Source organism: Chryseobacterium sp. GP-SGM7 (assembly GCF_049166575.1).
In the GTDB taxonomy this organism is placed as follows: Bacteria; Bacteroidota; Bacteroidia; order Flavobacteriales; family Weeksellaceae; genus Chryseobacterium.
The window spans coordinates 603,439-625,594 of the sequence record NZ_JBMHFF010000002.1 but is presented as its reverse complement, the minus strand read 5'-3'; the positions used below and the strand labels follow the sequence as shown (position 1 = coordinate 625,594).

Here is a 22,156-nt window from a genome sequence, read left to right as displayed (position 1 = left end):
ATTGCAAGCTTTCAAAAAAACAATAGATGAAACCAATATTCTTCCCCACTCCACAAGATTTCAGAAACTGGCTTGAGAAAAACCATCAGAACGAAAAAGAATTACTGGTGGGATTTTATAAAGTCAAATCAAATAAGCCTTCGATGAATTGGTCAGAATATGTTGATCAGGCTTTATGTTTCGGCTGGATTGACGGGGTAAGAAAATCGATTGACGAAGAAAGCTACACCATCCGTTTTACACCACGCAAAAAAGACAGCATCTGGAGCGTTGTCAATATCAATAAAATTAAAGAACTTACTAAAGCCGGATTGATACAAAAAGCAGGTCTGGAAGCTTTTAAACTGAGAAAAGAAGATAAATCCGGGATTTATTCTCACGAAAAAGAACCAGCTGAACTTAATTCAGATTACGAAAAGCAATTTAAAGAGAATAAAAAAGCTTGGGAGTTTTTTGAAAAACAGGCTCCATCTTACAAAAAAGTGATGATTCATTGGATCATGACTGCGAAACAGGAAAAAACTAAACTTTCCCGTCTTGAAAAAACGATTAATGAAAGCGAAAAAGAGAAGAGAATTTTGTAAAATACTCCCGCAGATTTTTGCTGATAACGCAGATTTTCATAAATATCCATTTTTTTAATAATCAGTCACTTTGTCATTCCGTAGGAATCTAAACTGTTTTATTTTCAATGTGTTGAGATTCCTCCGGAATGACAAACAAACCGTTAAAAACTTATTACAATTTATGGACATTCATTATTTTTTAATACAATCTAATCAATTTTGTCATTTTGATATCTAATTTTACTTAAGTATCGCTGTATCATCGCTGTACTCTTTCTGTACTCTCGTCTTAAAATCTAAATTCAGAAAGATATTTCACTTACGACAAATTGTCAGTGATGCTGAATCGGAATTTTTAATTAATTTTAAAACTCATTCAACTCAAAAATAATGGCAACAAAAAAACAAATTTCCACAGAAGAAAGTAACGAAATTTTGGAGACCCTGAAAAAACGTTTTGAAATTAATATGAACCGTCACGAAAAACTGAATTGGTCTAAAATTGAAGAGAAACTGAAAACGAATCCTTCAAAATTATGGTCTCTCAATGAGATGGAAATTTCAGGCGGCGAACCTGATGTTGTGGATTATGATGAAAAAACTGATGAATATCTGTTCTTCGATTGTTCCGCTGAAACTCCGAAAGGTAGAAGAAGTTTTTGCTATGACCGTGAAGCTTTGGATTCCAGAAAAGAACATAAGCCACAAAACGATGTAATAACTGCAGCCAAAGCAATGGGCATAGAAATTCTTTCTGAGGAACAATATCGCTATTTGCAGAGTTTGGGAGAATTTGATTTAAAGACTTCAAGCTGGATTAAAACACCAAACGAAATCCGAAAATTGGGTGGAGCTATATTCTGCGACCGTCGATATAATACCGTTTTCGTCTATCACAATGGCGCCAATTCTTATTATGCGGCGAGAGCTTTCAGAGGGGTTTTGAAGGTTTAGTATTCGTTTTTAATCTCGTCTTATTAAGTAAAATTCTGCATTTTTTTTAATCGAAAAACTCAATAAAAATAACTTCTCCATACGTTATTCGAAATGACGAAGAAAAATATTTTTTTACACAATTCAATTTTTTTGAATACAAAAACTATTATCATACCTTTGAGTTTTGAATAAAATACTATGGACAGACAGATTTTAGATTTTTGGGTAGGAAGTTTTAGAACGGAAGAAGAATTTTTTCAATTTGTAGAGGAAGATGAAAACTATTATCTGACAGAAGATGATGATGATAATTTCGTTTCAAAATTCGCAGAATCTCAAGACACTATTTGGTTCGACCAGGATTTAATGGAATATGGTTTTGAACAGAGCATCCAGCATTTTTCTGAATATTCTTTTGCCGAACAGTGGCTTCCGGTTTTATACAACAGAATCAATGAAATGAATCTTAAGTTTGATATCAACTCGTTGGTTTTTGTAAGTCAGGGACAGATTCCTCAACCTAAATCGGTGGAAACGGATGATTTTTCTTTGGTTTATGTGGGCGGAATTGAGTTTGAGTATTAAGATATTTTTATATCTTTGATAGTATCAAATGATACTATCATTTATGCAACCACCTTATAAAATTACTTCCGAAATCTTACAATTAATTTCAAATATTTCACAAAAAATTGGTGAAGTCAATGCCAGTTATTTAATTAAAAACAATCCTCAATTAAGGAAGCAAAATCAAATTAAAACCATTCATTCTTCATTAAGTATCGAAGGAAATACACTTTCTGAAGAACAAATCACAGCAATATTAGAAAATAAAAGAGTATTGGGTCCTCAAAAAGACATCAATGAAGTTCTGAATGCTTTAAAAATTTATGATCAAATAAATAAACTTAAATTCACTAGTGAAAAAGATTATTTGAAGGCTCATAAAATCCTTATGACTGGACTCATTGAAAATCCTGGTAAATATAGAATCAAAGGTGTAGGAATAGTAAAAGGCTCCAAAGTAGAGCACATTGCTCCACCGGCAGAAAATGTCCCGTATTTGATGAAAGATCTTTTTTATTATTTAAAAGAGAGTTCAGAACTGAGTTTGATAAAAAGTTGTGTCTTTCATTATGAAATGGAATTTATTCATCCTTTTAAGGATGGTAATGGTAGAATGGGAAGACTTTGGCAAACTTTAATTTTGATGAAAGAATTTCCTCTGTTTGAGTTTTTACCTTTTGAAACTTTAATTTCTAAAAATCAACCGAAATATTATCATGCACTTTCTCAATCTGATAAAGAAGGTCATTCAACAAAATTCATAGAATATATGTTGGGGATTATAAATGATTCTTTATCTGAACTTTTACAAAATTCTGTTCAGAAACTTTCACAAAAAGATAGAATTTTAATTTTCTTAGAAAATACTCATCGTGATTTTACACGAAAAGATTATATGAAAAAATTCTCAGAAATATCTACCGCCACAGCAAGTCGTGATTTAAAATTTGCTATTGAAAACGGCTTTATACAAAAATTTGGAGATAAAAATTCAAGTATTTACAAAAAAGCTGTAAAATAAAATCTTCTGCCTTTCGACAGAAGATTTAAAATTTTTAATGCGCTTCCAGCCAATTCTTCCCGACTCCAACCTCAACCAATAGCGGAACCTGTGTTTCAATGGCATTTTCCATTTCTTTTTTGATCAAATTTGTAGCGGCTTCAATTTCTTCAATCGGCGCTTCAAACAACAATTCGTCATGTACCTGAAGAAGCATTTTAGTCCGAAAATTCTGCGCTTCCAGTTCTTTATCAATTTTAATCATCGCCATTTTCACCACATCTGCGGCACTTCCCTGAATTGGAGCGTTGACCGCATTTCTTTCCGCATGAGCACGCACAACAAAATTTCCAGAATTGATATCTTTTAAATGTCTTTTTCTTCCTAAAATCGTTTCTACATAACCCATTTCACGAGCTCTTTCTACCTGTGAAGCCATGTACGCTTTCAATTTTGGATATGTTTCGTAATACGCTTCAATCATTTGCTTAGCTTCAGATCTTGACAAACCTGTTTGTTCGGCTAATGCAAAAGCTCCCTGACCGTATAAAATTCCAAAATTAACGGTTTTCGCCTGTCCACGCTGCGTTTTTGAAACTTCTTCCAATGGAATTTTAAATAATTTAGCGGCCGTAGAAGCGTGAATATCTTCACCATCCTGAAATGCTTTTATCATATTATCTTCCCCCGAAATTTCAGCAATCAAACGCAATTCAATTTGTGAATAATCGGCAGAGATAATCTTTTTTCCTTCACCTGAAACAAACGCTCCACGAATCTGCTGACCTCTCAACGTACGGATCGGAATGTTTTGCAAATTCGGATTTACACTTGCCAAACGACCTGTTGCGGCCGTTGTTTGCGAAAAATTGGTATGAACACGGTTATCATCTTTATCAATCTGCGACGGCAAAGCATCAACATAAGTCGATTTCAATTTCTGATAGGTTCTGTATTCCAAAATATGCTGAATAATTTCGTGCTTTGAAGATAATTTTTGTAAAACATCTTCAGAAGTAGCATATTGTCCGGTCTTGGTCTTTTTTGCTTTTGGATCGAGCTGCATTTTTTCAAACAAAACATCGCCCAACTGTCTTGGTGAATTCATATTAAATTCTTCACCCGAAATTTCAAATATTTTAGATTCTAACTGTCTTAAATCGTTTTCAAGATCAATACTTTCCTGAGCGAGCCATTTCTCGTCCAGAGAAACTCCTGCCAATTCCATTTTGGCTAAAACTTCCATCAATGGCATTTCGATGTTAAAGAAAAGATCTTCCAGGTTCTCTTTTTTCAGCTGTGGTGCAAACAATTCATACAACTGGAAAGTCACATCGGCATCTTCTGCTGCATAATCGGTCTGTGTTCTTACATCAGCATCTCTGAAATTGCCTTGGTTTTTACCTTTTTTCCCAATAATTGTTTCAATGGAAACAGGTTTGTAACCTAAATACACTTCAGAAAGATAATCCATTCCGTGTCTTCCGTCCGGATTTAAGAGGTAATGGGCAATCATGGTGTCGAACATTGCACCTTTTACCGTCATATTGTATTGTTGAAGAACTTTATAATCGTATTTTAAATTGTGAGCAATTTTTATTAAATCTTCCTTTTCAAAAAATGGCCTGAAGATCTCTAAAGTCTGCAGAACTTCACCCTGATCTGCAGAAAGCGGAACATAATACGCCAATCCTTTTTTATAAGAGAAACTCATTCCGACCAATTCAGCTTCCAGTTCATTTAACGAAGTGGTTTCCGTATCAAAACAAACGGCTCTTTGTTTTAATAAATTCTGAACTAAAACTTTCTGCGCCTTAGGATTGTCTATAAACTGATACAAATGATCATTCTCGGCAATCGTGGATTTGGTAGAAGTTGCCTGATCGAGCTCTTCGTAAGTAGCAAAGAGATCGAGCTGACCGACGTTTTTAGCCACTTTCTGCTGAGGCGTTTCTGATATTTCAGCTTTAATTTCTGTAACAGTTACACCATCCTGGGAAACAACAGTGTTTTTCACTAACATTGTTTCTGAAGGTGCAAAAGCTCGGTAAAGATTTTCATACAATCTTCGGAACTCGATTTCGTCAAAAATAACTTTCACTTTTTCAAAATCCGGAGTTTCAAGATCGTACTGTTCCTGATGGAATTCTACAGGCGCATCACAAATAATGGTGGCTAATTTTTTAGACAAAATTCCACGCTCCGCAGAAGCTTCTATTTTTTCTTTGATTTTTCCTTTTAATTTACCGGTATTGGCTAAAAGGTTTTCGATGCTGCCGAATTCCTGCAAAAACTTCATTGCAGTTTTTTCACCAACACCATCCAGACCAGGAATATTATCCACCGCATCGCCCATCATTGCCAAAAAATCGATAACCTGTTTGGGATCCTGAATTCCGTATTTTGCTTTTACTTCTTCAACACCTAAAATTTCTATTTCGCCACCTTTTAAACCTGGTTTGTAAATTTTAATTTTATCGGTTACCAACTGTGCAAAATCCTTATCCGGAGTTACCATAAAAGTAGTGTAGCCTTCTTTTTCAGCTTTACAGGCAAGAGTTCCGATCAAATCATCGGCTTCATAACCTTCCACTCCCATGTGAGGAATATGCATCGCATCTAAAATTCTGTGGAGATATGGAATTGCAACTCTGATGGCTTCCGGAGTTTCACTACGGTTGGCTTTGTATTCTGCAAAATCATTGGTTCTGATACTTGCCTGACCGACATCAAAAATTACAGCCAAATGCGTTGGTCTTTCTCTTCTGATTAATTCGATCAAAGAATTGGTAAATCCGAAAATTGCAGAAGTATCAATTCCGGTACTTGTTATTCTCGGACTTCTGATTAATGCGTAATAACCTCTGAAAATCATCGCGTAAGCATCGATGAGAAAAAGCCTTTTATCTTGTGTTGCCTCCATATTTTGAATAATGAACAAATATAGGAAAATAGGAATTATTTTATTTCAGGATTGATACTTTTAAATTTTAGAGTTTTAAAATTTAATCAAAAAAATCAACCATTAAGAAAATTAAAATAGTAAGATTTTTTTAAGAATCAATTAAAATTAATGTATGTCCGTAATTTGTAATAATTTTATTTTCATCTTTATCAATAACTTTCTAAGGCAATAATCTATAATATTTTCAAAAAAATTCTTACATTCGCTTTGTGATTATAAACAAAACCTATTATTACGGAATTTTTAACTCAGATTTGGGATAAGGATTTCTTGTATATATAAATCAAACCTCGTCCTTTGGCGGGGTTTTTTATTTTAAAAATTTATAGCAGATGAAAATAAGTATTATTGGTGTAGGATTAATCGGCGGATCGATTGCCCTAAAATTAAAACAGAAGAACGTAGCAGATTTCATTTACGGAATCGACAATAATATTGAAAATCTTAATGATGCTTTAACTTTAAAGATTATCAATGAAAAGACAGATTTAGAATTAGGAATTAAAAATTCAGATGTAATTATTATTGCAATTCCTGTAGATTCGGCGAGGAAAATTTTACCTAAAGTCTTAGATTTAATTTCAGACCAACAAACCGTAATGGATGTAGGATCTACCAAATCCGGAATTGTAAAATCAGTAAAAGATCATCCAAAAAGATCACGATTTGTGGCGTTTCATCCGATGTGGGGAACAGAAAACAACGGGCCGAAATCTGCCATTGCCGAAAGTTTTTCAGGAAAAGCCGGAGTGATTTGCAATAAAGAAGAATCTGCGGAAAACGCATTGAAAGTTGTAGAAAATATCGTCAAAAATCTCGAAATGCATCCGATTTATATGAACGCAGATGACCATGATATTCACACCGCCTACATTTCTCATATTTCACACATCACTTCTTATGCTTTAGCCAATACCGTTTTGGAAAAGGAAAAAGAAGAAGACACTATTTTTCAGTTGGCGAGTTCTGGTTTCTCGAGCACGGTTCGTTTAGCGAAATCTCATCCTGAAATGTGGGTTCCAATTTTTAAGCAAAACAAAGACAATGTTCTGGATGTTTTAAACGAACATATTTCTCAGCTCAGAAAATTCAAATCTGCTTTGGAAAAAGATAATTTTGAATATCTGGAAGAACTGATTACCAATGCCAACAAAATCCGTGGAATTCTGAATAAGTGATTGCTTTTTATTTTTCATTTATATTAATATTTAATCATAACAGACAGTTTGTCATTTCGTAGAAATCTCTACGCTAATTAATTTGCTTAGATTCCTGAATGACAAAAATTATTGCTATTTTTTTAAAGTTTATCAATCAGAAATGATATCTGATAAAATAATTTTAGGCTTTCAATATTTGGAAGTCTTTTTTTGTTTTAACAGAAATATTTAACTTTATTAAAATTATTTTTAACTTTATTAAAATAAATATTACATTTGTAAAAATAAAATTCAATGAAACTGCCAATAATTTGTCCGAGTTGTGATCATACGCTCAATGTAAGCCAGATGAAATGTCCCGATTGCGGAACCAATGTAAATGGTGATTATGAACTTCCAATCTTTTTAAAACTCAACAGAGATGAACAGGATTTTTTGATGAACTTCTTTTTATCCAGCGGAAGCATCAAAGAAATGGCAAAGCAGGCAGAACTTTCTTATCCAACGATGAGAAATAAAGTGGATGATCTTATCACAAAAATTAATCAACTGAAAAAATAATAAGTATGAACTGGAAAACTATTTTTAATCCTTTTTTGAAGTTTGATGAAAAAACTTTGCTCATTACAGGATTTGTATCAATTACTGCAGTATTTTTTGTTGGTTATTCTTTTGGTCTTCAGACAGACAGTTTGTTTCATTTCAGATTTATCAGTTCCGAAGATTCATTAGTAAAAATTATCTTATCAACGTTGATTGTTTATGCAATAAGCATTGCGGTTTTTTTTATTTTCGGAAAGATAATCAATAAGAGGACACGCTTTATTGATGTCGTAAATCCTATTTTTATTTCTCAATTTATCGTAATTTTATTATTACTCATATCCGAAATCCCTTTGATTAAAAATGCACAGGAAAAAATTGTGGCTTCTGTTGAAAATCAATCTTTCGAAATAGACACGATTTCTCTTGTAATTATCACTTTGAATTCTTTCATATCGCTTGCAATTACAGCTTACGGAATCGCTATTCTTTTCAATGGCTTCAGAACAGCTACGAATATGAAAAACTGGCGTCATATTGTAATCTTCGCAGTTTTACTTTTAACGATGATGGTTACCATGCAACTTTTATAAATATTAAAATATGAAAAACATATTTACACTTCTCTTGTTTCTGATCTTCAACTCGATTTTCGCACAGCAAATTACCGGTTCATGGATGGGTGAGCTCGACATTCAGGGCAACAAACTCCCTTTAATTATCAATATCCAAAAAGAAAAAGATGGTTATAAATCTACTCTCGACAGTCCGTTGCAGGGTGCAGAAGGAATTCCTATCGATAAAACATCATTTGTTAACAATGAATTGAGTTTTGAAAACACAGCGATGAATGCTGTATTTAAAGGAAAGATGAAAAACTCTGAAATTACCGGAACTTTTACTCAAAACGGAATGGCTTTAAAATTAACTCTAAAACCTTTCGATAAAACAAAAAATAAAGACAAAACGCTTGAAGTTATTAAGCTTTCCAATATTCCCGAAAGCTTAAAAAAGATTGATGATTTTGTTTCTTATTTAGAAAAAAACAATGCTTTGGCTGGAGAAATTTCCATTTTTAAAGAAGGAAAAGAAATTTATACTAAGAATTTTGGAGAAAAAAACCTTCCTGATTTTAAAAATACTCATACTGTTTATCAGATTGGTTCTATTTCTAAAACCATGACTGCAATCATGATTTTTAAACTTATTGAGAAGAAAGAATTAAATCTTGCCGATCAACTTTCAAAATTTTTCCCTCAAATTCCAGGCTCAGAAAAAATTACAATTTCTCATTTGTTAAATCACAGCGCAGGTCTTGGAGATTATGTACAAGGTAAAACTGATCCGAGATGGCTGACAAAAAAAGCTACAGATCAACAGATTATTGACAGAATTATTGAGCAGGGCTTATTATCTGAACCTAGCTCTAACCAACAATATTCAAATTCGGGTTATTATCTTTTAACTAAAATTTTAGAGAAAATTTCAAAGAAATCGTATGCAGAAAACCTTAATGAATATATTATTAAACCTTTACAATTGAAACAATTTTATACAGCAAGTCAGCAACCATCAAATGTTTACAAACCCTATTCTTATGATAAAAAATGGAATCTGATAACCGATTTCGACTTCAATACTATTGTTGGTGTAGGTGATATTGCGACGACCCCTTATAATTTAAATATAATTATTAATGCTATTTTCGACCGTAAACTGGTTTCAGAAGAATCATTAAAATCAATGATTCCGGAAGAAAACAGATTCGGAAAAGGATTAGCGATTGTTCCTTTCCACAGTAAAATTTTTTTGGGTCACAGTGGCGGAACGTATGGAACAAATTCTTTGATGATTTATAATGGTGAAGATAATCTTTCAATTTCTTATTCTCTGAATGCGGATCGTCTCGGTATTGCAGGAAATGAATTTGTAATTGCAGTACTTAGTTTTCTGTACGGAATGGAGTATGAATTTCCGAAAGTTAAGTGAAAATTTCATCTAAAACGTCCGTATCTTTTTTTGAAAACGTGCGTACCTTTTAATCAAAAGATGCGCACGTTTTTATTACCTGTTGCTTATGGTTTATTTTAACACTCCGGAACGTTTACTGCAATTGCCAAACCGCCTTCTGAAGTTTCCTTAAAACGGTCGTTCATCGACAAAGCAGTTTCCCACATCGTCTGAATCACCTCATCCAAAGTTACTTTTGCCTTTGCAGGATCACTTTCCAGAGCAATATTTGCTGCCGTAATCGCTTTTATGGCACCCATCGTATTTCTTTCAATACAAGGAATTTGCACCAAACCTTTTATCGGATCGCAAGTTAAGCCCAAATGATGTTCCATCGCGATTTCTGCAGCCATCAAAACCTGACCGACACTTCCTCCTAAAATTTCCGTTAAACCAGCTGCAGCCATTGCAGAAGAAACTCCGACTTCCGCCTGACAGCCGCCCATTGCAGCGGAAATGGTTGCATTTTTCTTAAATAAAGTTCCGATTTCTCCTGCGACCAGAATAAATCTTGCAATATCATCTTCAGATGTTGCCTCTGTGAAAGCCTGAGAATACATTAAGACTGCCGGAATTACTCCACTTGCTCCGTTTGTTGGCGCCGTGATAATTCTGCCAAAGCTTGCATTTTCTTCATTGACGGCTAAAGCAAAGCACGAAATCCATTTGTTGATATTAGTAAAATTTTCTTCAGCATCTACCACCTGCTGAAACCATTCGTCTTTATTTTTATAAATTTTGTCACCTAGAAGTTTTCTGTTTATTCCTGCTGCACGACGGGTAACATTCAGTCCACCCGGTAAAATTCCTTCTTTATTTACCCCTTTATAAATGCATTCTTTGATCTGTTCCCAAATATAAAGTGCTTCTTTTTTTGTTTCATCCTGCGTTCTCCAGCTTTCTTCATTAATTAAAATTAAATCCGACATTTTATCAAATCCCAATTTCTCGCAATATTTTACGATATCTGAACCGTGATGACAGGGATAAATCGTACGGACACATTGTTTCTCAATCGAGTTTTTCTCCTGACTCATGATAAAACCGCCTCCTACAGAATAAAAATCCTGCACAAGCTCGGTTCCGTCTTCAAAAATTGCTTTGAAAATCATTCCGTTGGGATGATAACCGAGCGTTTGAGACATATTCAATACCAAATGATATCCATAAACGAAAGGAATTTCTTTTTCACCGCCTAAATTGATGATTTGAGACTCCTTAATTCTATCAACAATTTCATCAATTTTTGTAGTATCGATGGTTTTAAAATCTTCACCATTTAAACCCAACATCCCAGCAATATCGGTGCCGTGACCAATTCCTGTTTTGGCTAATGAGCCGAAGAATTCCAGAAAAACTTCCTTTACTTCAGCAACCGACCTTTCACGATTTAAAATTCTGATAAATGCAGATGCTGCATTCCACGGTCCCATAGTGTGGGAACTTGAAGGACCTATTCCTACTTTAATGATCTCAAATACAGATATTGACTCCATATATATTTTTCAATTTCATGAAAAGCAAATATACACGGAAAATATCTTAGTACGAAAAGAATAATTTATCACAACAATGCTGTTTTCATTGTAAGCTCTGTAGGAGCGAAACCTTTGTAGAAATACAGCTACAAATGAAAGAAGCACTCCATAGGAGTGCAACATTTTATATATAAATATCTTCTAATTTATTTTTAAACTCTCGCTGATTATTTTGATTGAGCAGATTTAAAGAATAAAAATCTGCGTATTCTGCTAAACCTGCGATAATAAAAATTACCATTTCAAACTTTCATGATGCTGAGACATATCCAGACCTTCATTTTCTGATTCTTCCGAAACCCTCAACGTGATAATACGATCCGTAATTTTATATAAAAGCATAGAACCAAAAAAGGCAAATAAAGAAACCAAAATCAATGCGATCATATGATGCCCAAAAACTCCGAAACCTCCGTGAAGAAGACTTGCATGTTCACCGTGAGCAAAAATTGCGGTGAGAATCATCCCCATAATTCCGCCTACTCCATGACAGGCAAAAACATCAAGGGTATCGTCAATCTTTTTTAATGCTTTCCAGTTGACCATCAGATTGGAGACAATCGCAGAAATAAACCCTATAAAAATACTTTCCTGAATGGATACAAAACCACAACCCGGCGTAATCGCAACCAAACCGACAACGGCTCCGATACAAGCTCCCAATGCAGAAACTTTTCTTCCGTTTATTCGGTCAAAGAAAATCCATGTCATCATTGCAGATGCTGAAGCGATTGTTGTTGTTCCGAAAGCTATTGCTGCCGTTGCATTTGCACTTAAAGCCGAACCAGCATTAAACCCAAACCAGCCAAACCAAAGCATTCCGGTTCCGAGAATCACATAGGGAATATTCGAAGGTTCGTGATGCGGATTTTTTCTTCGTCCTAAAACAATAGCACCCGCTAAAGCTGCAAAACCAGCGCTCATGTGAACTACCGTTCCGCCTGCAAAATCTTTAACACCGAAAAATTTATTTAAAAGTCCTTCCGGATGCCAAACCATATGACAAAGCGGTGTATAAATGAAAAGACTGAACAAAACCATGAAAACCAGGTATGAAATAAAACGAACCCGCTCCGCAAAAGAACCCGTAATTAAAGCCGGAGTAATGACCGCAAATTTCATCTGAAACAAAGCGAACAAAACAAATGGAATTGTAGAAGCCATCATTTTATGCGGATAAACACTTACATGATTGAAAAACGGATAGGTAAAAGGATTTCCGATAATTCCGTAATGAATTCCATCAATCTCAAAGCCGATGGAATCTCCGAAAGAAAGGGAAAAACCCACCACAATCCATAAAATAGAAATTACACCCAACGCAATAAAACTCTGAAGCATTGTGGAAATGACGTTTTTCTTTCCCACCATTCCGCCATAAAAGAATGATAATCCCGGTGTCATCAGCAGAACTAAACCTGCTGCAGCCAATATCCAGGCTACATCGGAACCTACAATTTCTTTTTCACTGAGGAAATTTCCGGTATTGGGAATATCAACATCGGGCCTGAAGAATAAACTCCCGATTGCGATGATGCAGATAATGACGAATGAAACTTTCCATTTTAAACCAACTTTCATGTAATTTAATTTTAACCCTGTCAAAATTAAAAATAAATTTCATAAAAACATATATCTAAACCAACAACCCCTATAAATTTAATAGTATTTTAAAATTAAATAAATATTTTATTCAAAAGTAGTGAGACTTCTTTATGTTTGGTTGCCGGGAAAAGATGAGTTCCTCCTTTAATAATATAATCTGGTTTCGAGTTTTTAAGCGGAAAAACAATATCTCGGTCACCCAAAATCTGAATCACATTATCTTTCTGCTCAAATTTCCATTCTGAAATACGCTGAACAGACCATTTTAAATAATAAGGATCGGTAACTCTGAAATACTGATTGATTTTAGGATTTTTAGGGTCAAAAAAAGTTCTGAAAACAGAATACGTTTCAAAGTTTTTAAGATTGAAAAAATTCACAGGAATGTATTTTGGGATTTTAGTCATCTCTCCCATCTTTATCAATCTTGATTTTTCTTTATCAGATTTAATACTTCCTAAAATCACTACTTTCTCAGCGGGCTTCAGCATATTAATTTCCTGAACCATAATTCCGCCGAAAGAATATCCTAAAAGGTAAAATGGCTCAGAAGTATCGATTTTCTCGGCCATTCTTTCAACATACGAACTGAAAGATTCTTCGTTCTCAGGAATCAGCCAATCGATAAAAACCACTTCATGTTCTTTTGGAAACTGTAAACGTTCCAAGACTTTAAAATCCGCACCAAGACCACTTATTACATATATTTTCACCGGAATATATTTAATTTAAAAATTATTTAACAGCATTTGATGTAGCTAAAATAAAAAAAGGACCGCTTATATTAAGCAGTCCTTCTTATTTTATAAAAATTTTAACCTTACAAAGGTCTTTCGTTATCAACTTTTTGAGTAGAAATCTTAAATTGAATATCCATTTCGTCTTTGATGAAGTAATCTTTTAAAGAATTCTGATAGAAAATTCTGAAATCTTTTCTGTTTAAAGAGAATTTAGAAGATTCGATTTCTACTGTAAACTGAGTAACATGCGCATTGGCAGGGAAAGAAATCGTCTTTCTGATATTTTTAATCGTAATATCGCCTACAATGGTGGAGTTGTACTCACTGTTTGCAAGAGGAATGATTTTCTTTAAGTGAAACTTAGCGGTCGGGAATTTTTTTACTTCGAAAAAGTTGGTTCCCTTCAATTCATTGGTTAATTTTACCTGGTCATCACCGGAAAGATCAGCTACGACTAAACTTCTCATATCGATTACGAATTCACCGTCTACCAAAACCGTTTTATCGAAATTAAATTTGCCGCTTTTCAGCTTTAAACTTCCGTAATGAGAAGTAGGCTTTGTTTTCACTACTTTGTGTCCCCACCATTTTATCTCGGATGTTATCACTTTTGATATTTTATCTCCTTTCTTCTGAGCAAAAACAAATGATATGCTTGCACACATCATAACAAACAATAGTAATCTTTTCATTATTTTTTATTTACAATTCAACAAAAATAAAAAAAAGTGTAGAACTTCTACACTTTTAATAATATTTTTTTGAATAAATTATTTTGCACTCACCTTTACAGTCATATCAATCTCATCTTTCACAAAAACATCTTTCATGGTAGATTTGTATGCAACATCAAATTTTTGTCTGTCCCAAGAGAATTTATTAGACTCTAAACTCACTACTCCGTTTGCATAAGAAACTTTTGCAGGGAAAGAAACCTGGTTTGTTTTTCCTTTTACGGTAAGGTTTCCGGTTACAAGCTTGTTATAAACTTTGTCACTGTTTTTCTTTACAGACGTGATTTTGAAACTTGCTGTCGGAAATTTCTCAACTTCGAAAAAGTCTCCGTTTTTAAGGTGACCATTTAATTTTCCCTGATATTCCCCGGAAAGGTCTGTTGAAGTGATAGAGTTCATGTCTAAAACAAAATCTCCTCCTACAAGCTCATTCCCTTTCATAATCATGTTCCCTGATTTTACTTTCACTGTTCCGTCATGAGAGCTTGCTTCAGACTTAGCAACTTTATAACCCCACCAATGAACATCAGAGCTTACTACTTTTTTTGCCTGTCCGAATGCTAAACCACTCGCTAAAACTGCTACTAAGAATATTTTTTTCATTTGAATAAAAATTGTTTAATTGTTTATTATTTTACCGATGCAAATGTAGTCAACTTGTTTAACAGATTTCGTTGATGTACATCAAGAAATAAAAATATTTTCGTAACTAAAATCAGGCATAAAAAAACTCCGAATTTCTTCGGAGTCTTGTTTTATTCTGTATAATAAGCGGTGTAAAGTGCCGCACCATTGATACTTGTGCCGTCTGTATTCACCAAATGGATAGGAATATTTTTCAGCATATCTTCCATTTTATCACTGATCTTAAATTTCTCGTAAAATTTATCTTTGTCGATATATTCTCTGATGATTTGTGGAATATCTCCGGCAATTAATAAACCTCCTGTAGCTTTTAGCTTTAGAGTAAGGTTATTTGCTTCTCTTGCCAAAAACTCTACGAATGTGTCTAATGCTATTCTGCAAATCATCGCATCTTCATGCATTGCAGCTTTAAAAATCTCTTCTGTAAAATTACCGTTTGCCAAACGCTCTGAAAGCCATTCCGGTTCCGGATGTCTTTTTACGTCTCTTAAAAATCTGTAGATATTGAATAAACCTGTTTTTGAAAGTACGTTTTCCCAGCTTACAATTCCGTAGATGTTATTTAAAAACTGATAAAATTCTACCTCAACATTGGTTCTTGGTGAAAATTCTGAGTGACCACCTTCTGTTGCGAAAGGTCTCAAATATTTTCCATCAAAGAAATACCCTGCTTCTCCCAAACCATTTCCTGGCGCAAGAATAGCAACATTTCCTTTTTCACGGTGATCTCCAACGTAGATTGCATCCAGCTCAGAATCATCCAAAAGACCAATTCCGTAAGCTGCAGCTTCCTGGTCATTGAGCATATCAACTTTCTCAAAACCAAATTTACTTTGATATTCTTCAACGTCTAAATGCCAGTTTAATCTTGCAGGATTACTTTTTCCGTCAAGCACAGGTCCCGGAACCGAAATTCCCAATCGTTGTACATTCTCAAGGTTTGATTCCTGAATGAATGCTGAAAGAACATCTGCAAAAGAAGAATATTCTTTGGTAGAATAATTATTTTTAAATTTAAGTTCTATCCCGGAATTATTCGAAGTGTAGTATGCAATCGTTGTCACATCTTCTCTTAAGTTGGCTCCTATAATAGAAACATTATCATTATTGCTGTTTTTTACTCCCGGTAAATAGAGAGGAAATTTTGGATTTAAGTTCATAATCACAAATTTTATCAAATATAATAATTGTTTTGGTATTTCTTGTATGGTAACAGAAAACCTTTTCAAAAACTCGAAAAGGTTTGGCTGATAACTGATTATATTTTTATCATTATTTCCCTAAAGGAATATTGTAAGAAAATCCTGCTCCGATACTTCCCACATTATAGTCTTGAGAAGCCGGTGCAGCAATATCTCCGTTGCTCCCTGCGAAAACTTTCTGATATTGAAGGAAGAAATTCCAGTCTCTGTTGTGATAACCAATCTCTGGTTTTAAATAAAAACCGCCATCTGGTCTGCTTACCGTAGAATTGGTTGCTACTTTTTCATCTCCTACCAAAAATCCGTATCCTAAATCTGCTCCGAAATAAAATCCTGTCTGTTTAGGATACACTCTGAAAAGTGCAGCTACAGGAATTACCCCTACATCGTTATTGGTGTATCCGTTGTTATTTTTCCCGAAATAATGAGTATATCCTGTTGCGATACCTAAACCAAGACCTGGTGTAATCAGATTTTGGTAAGCTACATCTACTCCCACTGCAGCAGAAAGGTTATCTGAAGGAACGGCAATACCTGCAGTTGCCCCTACTTTAATCATATTATTCATCTGAGCACTTTGCGCACTTACTAAACCGGCTGTTAAAATTCCAGCTGCTAAAATGGTTTGCTTAAACATTTTCATAACTCTGATTTTTTAAATTTTACGGGTTGCAAGATGTAAAAATCATGCCAAAACATTATATTTCACCTTTTAACAACCCTCTGAAAACCCATTAATAAAATGATTTACAATAATTTAAATCCAGAAAAAAACTTAAATATCCGTTTAAATATTTTACCTTTGATGTAATAATTAATGAATGTAAGTAATTGATAATAATTAGTTTTAAGAGTATATTTATCATTCCAAAGAAATTTGAATATCCTGAAATCAAGCAGTTTAGATTCCTCCGAAAATCGAAGATTCGAAGAGGTCAATAACAAAACGACTGCTGATTTTAGAGCTATGATTAAAAACGGACATTCATTAATAATTATATGTTAAATCTTGTTTATATACTTTAACCAATTTTCTTTATCATAATCTAAAAAAATAAAGTTTACCATGGTTATATCGCCACTTTCACAAAACAAACATTTGCTTTCCAGAGCAGGTTTTGGGATGAAATTTTCTCAGATTGAAGATATTAAGAACAATAAAAACAAATCTTTAGTAAACAACTTATTTAAAGAATATCCGTTCACAGAAATCAATTATAATACTCCAGATGTTATTCAAATTGAATATACTGATCCAAAAGCAACCGCAGATCAAAAAAGAGAGACTCAGAAAATCATCCAAAAGCAAAACATAGAGCTGAATCTGAATTTCCTTGATGTAATGACGAAAAGCGAAGATCAGCTAAGAGAAAAAATAGCTTTCTTCTGGCACGGACATTTTGCAACACGCGTGAATAATCCGAAATTTAATCAACAGTTATTAAATGTGATTCGAAAAAAAGCTTTAGGAAATTTCAAAGAACTTCTTTTTGAAGTCAGTAAATCTCCTGCAATGCTGAATTTTTTAAATAATCAACAGAACAAAAAAGACCATCCCAATGAAAATTTTGCCCGCGAAGTGATGGAACTTTTCACGATGGGAAGAGGGAATTACACCGAAACCGATATTAAAGAACTGGCAAGAGCTTTTACAGGATGGGGCTATAACAAAGAAGGTGAATTTATCGACCGACCCAAACAGCATGATACAGGAACAAAAACTTTTCTTGGAAAATCAGGAAATTTCAACGGAGATGATGTTTTAAATATTATTCTGGAACAGAAAGCAACGGCAAAATTCATTACCACAAAGATTTATAAATTTTTCGTGAATGAAATTCCTGATCAAAGCAATATTAATAAGCTGAGCGAAGAATTTTATGATTCCAATTATGATATTAAAAAATTAATGAATAGCATATTTTCAAGCTCATGGTTTTACGACAAAAAGAATGTCGGCAATAAAATAAAATCACCCACAGAATTGATTACAGGAATGATAAGAATTCTTCCGATGGAAATCAAAAATCCTGAAAATATTACAGTTTATCAAAAGTTATTAGGACAAATGCTTTTATTTCCGCCCAATGTCGCAGGCTGGCCAAGCGGAAAATCGTGGATTGACAGTTCAACTTTAATGTTACGACTTCAGATTCCGCAAATCTGGTCAGGTTTAAGACCAATGGAATATTCAGCGAAAGAAGATGACGACATGGATATGGGAATGAAATCGAGAGAAGCTTTACTCAAATCTTTTAAAAGTCCAAATATAACGATCGACTGGATAGCCGTGGAAAAGGCTTTTAAAGACAAAAATCCGGAAGATTATCTGATTCAAAACAGCGAGTTAATCGATATGAAAACGGTTAATCAGTTTTCTGATCAAAGTATAAAGATGAATATTATTAATCTGATGTCTACACCGGAATATCAGCTGATGTAGTTGTTAGTTGTTAATTGTTAGGTAAATTTAGATGTAATCAATTCAAAAATTCAAAAATTGAAATCATGATTATTAAAAGAAGAGAATTTTTAAAGATAAGTTCGTTGGCAACCGCATCTTTATTGATGCCCAGTTTTCTGAAATCGATGACTTTGGATAACGCTCTGAACCCCAATCAGAAAATATTGATTGTTCTGCAGTTTACGGGCGGAAATGACGGATTGAATACCATTATTCCGACAAAAAATGATATTTATTTTAAAGAAAGAAACAAGATTGCCATTCAGAATTCTTTAGCTTTAAATGACGAGACAGGAATTAATCCTGCACTCTCCTATTTTAAAGAGCTTTTTGATAACGGCGAACTTTCTGTTTTAAATAATGTCGGTTATCCGAATCCTGATAAATCCCATTTCAGAAGCATGGATATTTGGCATTCCGCAAGCAAGAGTGATGAATATCTGGAAACAGGCTGGCTCGGAAGATTTCTGGATGAAGAATGTTACAATTGCGAACATCCTACTCAGGCTTTGGAAGTTGACGATATGCTGAGTCTGGCTTTAAAAGGGGAAAACAACAAAGCTTTTGCCTTCAAAGATCCTAAAAAATTATATCAGACCAGCCAGGAAAAATATTTCAAATCTTTATATGATCACGATCATCACCACGATGATGAAACCGTTTCTTATTTATATCAGACTTTAGGTTCCACCATCAACAATGCCGGTTATATTTTCGAAAAAAGTAAAGCTAAAAAAACGACAGAGGAATATCCAAATTCGAAATTGGGAAAAGACTTCAAAACCGTTGCTTCTTTAATTAAATCTGACATCAATACACAGGTTTATTATTTATCAATCGGAAGTTTTGACACGCACGTTAATCAAAATGAAAGACAGGAAAAACTTTTTGGCGAAATTAATGAAGCCGTAAAATCTTTTGTTGCCGACATGAAAAGCAACGGACTTTTTAATGATATTTTGCTCATGACTTTCTCAGAATTCGGAAGAAGGGTTGCCCAAAATGCAAGCAACGGCACTGATCACGGAACGGCAAACCAAATGTTTTTCGTAAGCGGAGGTTTAAAAAAGAAAGGCATCCTGAATGCACTTCCCGATTTGCAGAAACTTAACGATGGTGATTTAATTTACACCGAAGATTTCAGAAAAGTATATGCAACGATTCTTAAAAACTGGCTTAATGCAGATTCTTCAAAAGTTTTGGGCTGGAAAAACGGAGTTTACGATTTCATATAAAGAAAAAAACCTTCCTGCTTTGGAACGTTTTATTTTAATGTGGTGAAGGAATCTGCTTATTGGGATCATTCACTACTTTCTTTTCTGTAAATTTTTTGATAACATAATCAATTGCGATAGGTACTACCATTGCAAGTACTGCTTTTAATATTCTTGATCTCATAATATTTATTTTAAAAGTAAATTACAAGTTTCAAGCCATTTTTAAAAACTCCACTAAATTATAATTCTTCATCCCCGTTTTCGGTCGTATGATAATTTGAATAAGCAATTCTGATACTTTTTGCAATTCTTTGTTTGAGCTTTCTCGGTCCTAAAACTGTCAGAAATTCTCCCATTCCCAAAATCATGCGCTCCAGTTCAAAATTAAGCTGAACGCATATCTTGAAAGTTGTACATTCATCATCTTCCTTAATAATTTCCTGAGAATGATGAAAAGGTTTTGTTTTCACATAAGGAGCATGATCAGCTTTCACAGTGAAAATTACATTCTGACCTCGTTGAGTTTCTGAAACTGTCGCTCCGATTACTTCTCCAAAATATCGGTCTGCATCAAAATCTTTGTCGATATATTCGGTTTCATGATCGGTTTCGATACTTACAATCCTATCTAAAGCAAGATTGTAAATTGCTTTTTTGTGCCAACAAATCAGAAACCAACGGTTGTTGTATTCCTTTAACAGTTGCGGATGAACGGTCAAAACATTTTGTTCTTTTGCCTTAAAACTCTTATAGCAAATTTTTAAAACTTTTTTATTGAGAACCGATTCGTACAGCACATCAATATACTCCAAACCTTTCAACCGCTCATTTTTATCCAAATGAATAATAGATTTCTGATGGGTTGAATGAATAGAATCCTCCAGTTTCTGAATGACGCCATTCATTTCTTTAAACATCGAAAAATCTTTGAACTGTTTCAAAATCTGAACGGCATTATTCATTGCTTTCAGATCATTTTCATTCACAGAAATCTGATGAATACTGTAATCAGGATCGCTGTAACGGTAATACCTCCTTTCATAAACTTCAATCGGCGCTTCATACCCGAATTTCTCACTCCTCATATTCTGCAGATCAAGCTGAACCGTTCTTTTGCTGACAAAAGATTCTTTCCCTTCAAATTCAAACAAAGCTTCAGAACATTCGTCAATCAAATCTTCCAAAGTATATTTCTTGTACTTATTCTTCAGACATTTATCTAAAGTTTTGTAGCGGATTAAAGCATTTTTGTTGGATGACATACAGTGAGGTTAAGTTGAAGGTTCAAAAAAATCAAAGCCGAGTTGAAAACCAATTTTGAAACGGGGAAAATTCCCCTCCCTTGGAGGGGTGGCAAAAAATCTTAGATTTTTTGACGGGGTGGTTAAAAAGTTGCCATTTTTCATGACCTCTTCCTTACCAAGGAAGCACTCATCAATCTCTCCTAAATTTTTCGAGATTGTATCGTCACTTCGTTCCTCGCAATGATAGTTTACTTTCTCTTCAAAGCTTTCCCTCCAAAAGCAATCCCATCCCAACCAAATTCCATAAAGTTTCTGATATTCTGATGATCCGTGCCTTCGGGATTTTTCAACACATCATCTCTGTAAAATCCCCCGAAAAGATTTAATGTTTCCTCTTTAGACAAGTCGTTTAACTGAGCAAAACTGAAAACTTTACACGAACCATTATTCTGATTTTCTTCATTGACCGTATTTCCGTTTGTAAATTTTGTCGGATTGAAATCATAATGCTCATCAATAAAAGCAATTACATCTTTAAATTGAATTTCCTCTGCTGATTTTTCTAATTGTTCGAATAACATATCTTAATTTTTATTTGTAAATAATTCGATTTTAAAACAGTAAACCTGCTCCATCTGAGTAATATCTGTGTATAAAGTTTCAAAAAATCGTTGCGTGTTTCTTAGAAACTTAATTTTTAACAGCCTGTTTGTCATTCCGCAGGAAACCTAACGAAGTGGTTCGACAAAGTCAATCTAAACTAATTTATCTTCAGTGTGTTGAGATTCCTCCGGAATGACAAAATAACGACTGATTTAACGTTATACTTAAAGATGACCATTCACTGTAATATTTAAAACTAATGTGCTCTAAAATATCCTCAATCATTTAAGCTTTAAACTAATGCGACTGATGTGTTAAAAAAACTTTTGTTTCTTTTATGGTTAATTCCTCAAAAATAATCAAAATAAATTTACCTACGCAAAAAGATTGCACACTTTAGTTTTTACTTTGCATCAA

At 33.9% G+C, this 22,156-nt stretch carries 21 protein-coding genes; 10 read left to right on the top strand and 11 right to left on the bottom strand.

Annotated features, from left to right (window positions below):
- Positions 1 to 26 precede the first annotated feature (26 nt).
- The 4 genes from ACOOWA_RS11570 (at position 27) to ACOOWA_RS11555 (ending at position 3,090) form a co-directional block, all read left to right on the top strand.
- Positions 27 to 584 (top strand): YdeI/OmpD-associated family protein, encoded by a 558-nt coding sequence (locus ACOOWA_RS11570; protein WP_421375385.1) that lies wholly within the window; start codon positions 27 to 29, stop codon positions 582 to 584.
- A 372-nt stretch (positions 585 to 956) separates the two neighbouring features.
- Complete coding sequence (locus ACOOWA_RS11565) at positions 957 to 1,520, top strand: DUF4256 domain-containing protein (protein WP_421375383.1); 564 nt, start codon at positions 957 to 959, stop codon at positions 1,518 to 1,520.
- Between the two features lie 180 nt (positions 1,521 to 1,700).
- Complete coding sequence (locus ACOOWA_RS11560; protein ID WP_421375381.1) at positions 1,701 to 2,087, top strand: immunity 22 family protein; 387 nt, start codon at positions 1,701 to 1,703, stop codon at positions 2,085 to 2,087.
- A gap of 43 nt (positions 2,088 to 2,130) precedes the next feature.
- A complete protein-coding gene (locus tag ACOOWA_RS11555; protein WP_421375380.1) occupies positions 2,131 to 3,090 on the top strand; it encodes a Fic family protein in 960 nt (319 codons plus the stop codon).
- Between the two features lie 34 nt (positions 3,091 to 3,124).
- On the opposite strand, the gene polA is transcribed toward ACOOWA_RS11555, so the two are convergent.
- Positions 3,125 to 5,992, bottom strand: coding sequence for a DNA polymerase I (polA, locus tag ACOOWA_RS11550; protein WP_421375379.1), 2,868 nt, complete (start codon positions 5,990 to 5,992; stop codon positions 3,125 to 3,127).
- Positions 5,993 to 6,366: 374 nt separating this feature from the next.
- Here polA and ACOOWA_RS11545 point away from each other — a divergent pair, with 374 nt between their 5' ends.
- The 4 genes from ACOOWA_RS11545 (at position 6,367) to ACOOWA_RS11530 (ending at position 9,726) form a co-directional block, all read left to right on the top strand.
- Complete coding sequence (locus ACOOWA_RS11545; protein ID WP_421375378.1) at positions 6,367 to 7,212, top strand: prephenate dehydrogenase; 846 nt, start codon at positions 6,367 to 6,369, stop codon at positions 7,210 to 7,212.
- Between the two features lie 276 nt (positions 7,213 to 7,488).
- A complete protein-coding gene (locus ACOOWA_RS11540; RefSeq protein WP_421375377.1) occupies positions 7,489 to 7,755 on the top strand; it encodes a DUF2089 family protein in 267 nt (88 codons plus the stop codon).
- 5 nt (positions 7,756 to 7,760) lie between these two features.
- Complete coding sequence (locus tag ACOOWA_RS11535; RefSeq protein ID WP_421375376.1) at positions 7,761 to 8,330, top strand: YIP1 family protein; 570 nt, start codon at positions 7,761 to 7,763, stop codon at positions 8,328 to 8,330.
- 10 nt (positions 8,331 to 8,340) lie between these two features.
- Entirely contained in the window at positions 8,341 to 9,726 is a 1,386-nt protein-coding gene (locus ACOOWA_RS11530) for a serine hydrolase domain-containing protein (RefSeq protein ID WP_421375374.1), read from the top strand.
- A gap of 98 nt (positions 9,727 to 9,824) precedes the next feature.
- On the opposite strand, the gene ACOOWA_RS11525 is transcribed toward ACOOWA_RS11530, so the two are convergent.
- The 7 genes from ACOOWA_RS11525 to ACOOWA_RS11495 all read right to left on the bottom strand — a co-directional run bounded on the left by ACOOWA_RS11525 (position 9,825) and on the right by ACOOWA_RS11495 (position 16,854).
- Positions 9,825 to 11,243 carry an L-serine ammonia-lyase gene (locus tag ACOOWA_RS11525; RefSeq protein ID WP_421375373.1) on the bottom strand — a complete coding sequence of 473 codons (1,419 nt, stop codon included), beginning with the start codon at positions 11,241 to 11,243 and terminating at the stop codon, positions 9,825 to 9,827.
- Between the two features lie 276 nt (positions 11,244 to 11,519).
- On the bottom strand, positions 11,520 to 12,866 hold the full coding sequence (locus ACOOWA_RS11520; protein WP_421375371.1) for an ammonium transporter: 1,347 nt from the start codon (positions 12,864 to 12,866) through the stop codon (positions 11,520 to 11,522).
- A 95-nt stretch (positions 12,867 to 12,961) separates the two neighbouring features.
- On the bottom strand, positions 12,962 to 13,603 hold the full coding sequence (locus ACOOWA_RS11515) for an alpha/beta hydrolase (protein WP_421375370.1): 642 nt from the start codon (positions 13,601 to 13,603) through the stop codon (positions 12,962 to 12,964).
- A gap of 107 nt (positions 13,604 to 13,710) precedes the next feature.
- Positions 13,711 to 14,322 (bottom strand): YceI family protein, encoded by a 612-nt coding sequence (locus tag ACOOWA_RS11510; protein WP_421375369.1) that lies wholly within the window; start codon positions 14,320 to 14,322, stop codon positions 13,711 to 13,713.
- 78 nt (positions 14,323 to 14,400) lie between these two features.
- Positions 14,401 to 14,967 (bottom strand): YceI family protein, encoded by a 567-nt coding sequence (locus ACOOWA_RS11505; protein ID WP_421375367.1) that lies wholly within the window; start codon positions 14,965 to 14,967, stop codon positions 14,401 to 14,403.
- A 152-nt stretch (positions 14,968 to 15,119) separates the two neighbouring features.
- The gene (locus tag ACOOWA_RS11500) at positions 15,120 to 16,169 is read right to left on the bottom strand and encodes a glucokinase (protein ID WP_421375365.1); all 1,050 of its coding nucleotides are present in this window, start codon (positions 16,167 to 16,169) and stop codon (positions 15,120 to 15,122) included.
- Between the two features lie 112 nt (positions 16,170 to 16,281).
- Positions 16,282 to 16,854, bottom strand: a complete 573-nt coding sequence (locus tag ACOOWA_RS11495; RefSeq protein ID WP_421375363.1) for a hypothetical protein — start codon at positions 16,852 to 16,854, stop codon at positions 16,282 to 16,284.
- Between the two features lie 423 nt (positions 16,855 to 17,277).
- Here ACOOWA_RS11495 and ACOOWA_RS11490 point away from each other — a divergent pair, with 423 nt between their 5' ends.
- Together ACOOWA_RS11490 and ACOOWA_RS11485 are read left to right on the top strand one after the other, a co-directional pair.
- Complete coding sequence (locus ACOOWA_RS11490; protein WP_421375361.1) at positions 17,278 to 18,654, top strand: DUF1800 domain-containing protein; 1,377 nt, start codon at positions 17,278 to 17,280, stop codon at positions 18,652 to 18,654.
- Between the two features lie 65 nt (positions 18,655 to 18,719).
- The gene (locus ACOOWA_RS11485; RefSeq protein WP_421375360.1) at positions 18,720 to 19,910 is read left to right on the top strand and encodes a DUF1501 domain-containing protein; all 1,191 of its coding nucleotides are present in this window, start codon (positions 18,720 to 18,722) and stop codon (positions 19,908 to 19,910) included.
- Between the two features lie 34 nt (positions 19,911 to 19,944).
- Here the strand turns inward: ACOOWA_RS11485 and ACOOWA_RS11480 are convergent, their stop codons facing one another.
- The 3 genes from ACOOWA_RS11480 to ACOOWA_RS11470 all read right to left on the bottom strand — a co-directional run bounded on the left by ACOOWA_RS11480 (position 19,945) and on the right by ACOOWA_RS11470 (position 21,717).
- A complete protein-coding gene (locus ACOOWA_RS11480) occupies positions 19,945 to 20,073 on the bottom strand; it encodes a hypothetical protein (protein ID WP_421375358.1) in 129 nt (42 codons plus the stop codon).
- Positions 20,074 to 20,131: 58 nt separating this feature from the next.
- On the bottom strand, positions 20,132 to 21,154 hold the full coding sequence (locus tag ACOOWA_RS11475; RefSeq protein WP_421375356.1) for a helix-turn-helix transcriptional regulator: 1,023 nt from the start codon (positions 21,152 to 21,154) through the stop codon (positions 20,132 to 20,134).
- A 230-nt stretch (positions 21,155 to 21,384) separates the two neighbouring features.
- A complete protein-coding gene (locus ACOOWA_RS11470; protein ID WP_421375354.1) occupies positions 21,385 to 21,717 on the bottom strand; it encodes a HopJ type III effector protein in 333 nt (110 codons plus the stop codon).
- Between the last annotated feature and the right edge of the window lie 439 nt (positions 21,718 to 22,156).

What these genes read in the sequence shown, in the direction of transcription:
- ACOOWA_RS11510 (WP_421375369.1), bottom strand. Translation starts at nt 14,322, where the DNA reads ATGAAAAGATTACTATTGTTTGTTATGATGTGTGCAAGCATATCATTT.
- ACOOWA_RS11480 (WP_421375358.1), bottom strand. Translation starts at nt 20,073, where the DNA reads ATGAGATCAAGAATATTAAAAGCAGTACTTGCAATGGTAGTACCTATC.
- ACOOWA_RS11495 (WP_421375363.1), bottom strand. Translation starts at nt 16,854, where the DNA reads ATGAAAATGTTTAAGCAAACCATTTTAGCAGCTGGAATTTTAACAGCC.
- ACOOWA_RS11535 (WP_421375376.1), top strand. Translation starts at nt 7,761, where the DNA reads ATGAACTGGAAAACTATTTTTAATCCTTTTTTGAAGTTTGATGAAAAA.
- ACOOWA_RS11570 (WP_421375385.1), top strand. Translation starts at nt 27, where the DNA reads ATGAAACCAATATTCTTCCCCACTCCACAAGATTTCAGAAACTGGCTT.
- ACOOWA_RS11530 (WP_421375374.1), top strand. Translation starts at nt 8,341, where the DNA reads ATGAAAAACATATTTACACTTCTCTTGTTTCTGATCTTCAACTCGATT.
- ACOOWA_RS11475 (WP_421375356.1), bottom strand. Translation starts at nt 21,154, where the DNA reads ATGTCATCCAACAAAAATGCTTTAATCCGCTACAAAACTTTAGATAAA.
- ACOOWA_RS11490 (WP_421375361.1), top strand. Translation starts at nt 17,278, where the DNA reads ATGGTTATATCGCCACTTTCACAAAACAAACATTTGCTTTCCAGAGCA.
- ACOOWA_RS11520 (WP_421375371.1), bottom strand. Translation starts at nt 12,866, where the DNA reads ATGAAAGTTGGTTTAAAATGGAAAGTTTCATTCGTCATTATCTGCATC.
- ACOOWA_RS11560 (WP_421375381.1), top strand. Translation starts at nt 1,701, where the DNA reads ATGGACAGACAGATTTTAGATTTTTGGGTAGGAAGTTTTAGAACGGAA.
- ACOOWA_RS11555 (WP_421375380.1), top strand. Translation starts at nt 2,131, where the DNA reads ATGCAACCACCTTATAAAATTACTTCCGAAATCTTACAATTAATTTCA.
- ACOOWA_RS11545 (WP_421375378.1), top strand. Translation starts at nt 6,367, where the DNA reads ATGAAAATAAGTATTATTGGTGTAGGATTAATCGGCGGATCGATTGCC.
- ACOOWA_RS11525 (WP_421375373.1), bottom strand. Translation starts at nt 11,243, where the DNA reads ATGGAGTCAATATCTGTATTTGAGATCATTAAAGTAGGAATAGGTCCT.
- ACOOWA_RS11500 (WP_421375365.1), bottom strand. Translation starts at nt 16,169, where the DNA reads ATGAACTTAAATCCAAAATTTCCTCTCTATTTACCGGGAGTAAAAAAC.
- ACOOWA_RS11565 (WP_421375383.1), top strand. Translation starts at nt 957, where the DNA reads ATGGCAACAAAAAAACAAATTTCCACAGAAGAAAGTAACGAAATTTTG.
- polA (WP_421375379.1), bottom strand. Translation starts at nt 5,992, where the DNA reads ATGGAGGCAACACAAGATAAAAGGCTTTTTCTCATCGATGCTTACGCG.
- ACOOWA_RS11485 (WP_421375360.1), top strand. Translation starts at nt 18,720, where the DNA reads ATGATTATTAAAAGAAGAGAATTTTTAAAGATAAGTTCGTTGGCAACC.
- ACOOWA_RS11540 (WP_421375377.1), top strand. Translation starts at nt 7,489, where the DNA reads ATGAAACTGCCAATAATTTGTCCGAGTTGTGATCATACGCTCAATGTA.
- ACOOWA_RS11505 (WP_421375367.1), bottom strand. Translation starts at nt 14,967, where the DNA reads ATGAAAAAAATATTCTTAGTAGCAGTTTTAGCGAGTGGTTTAGCATTC.
- ACOOWA_RS11470 (WP_421375354.1), bottom strand. Translation starts at nt 21,717, where the DNA reads ATGTTATTCGAACAATTAGAAAAATCAGCAGAGGAAATTCAATTTAAA.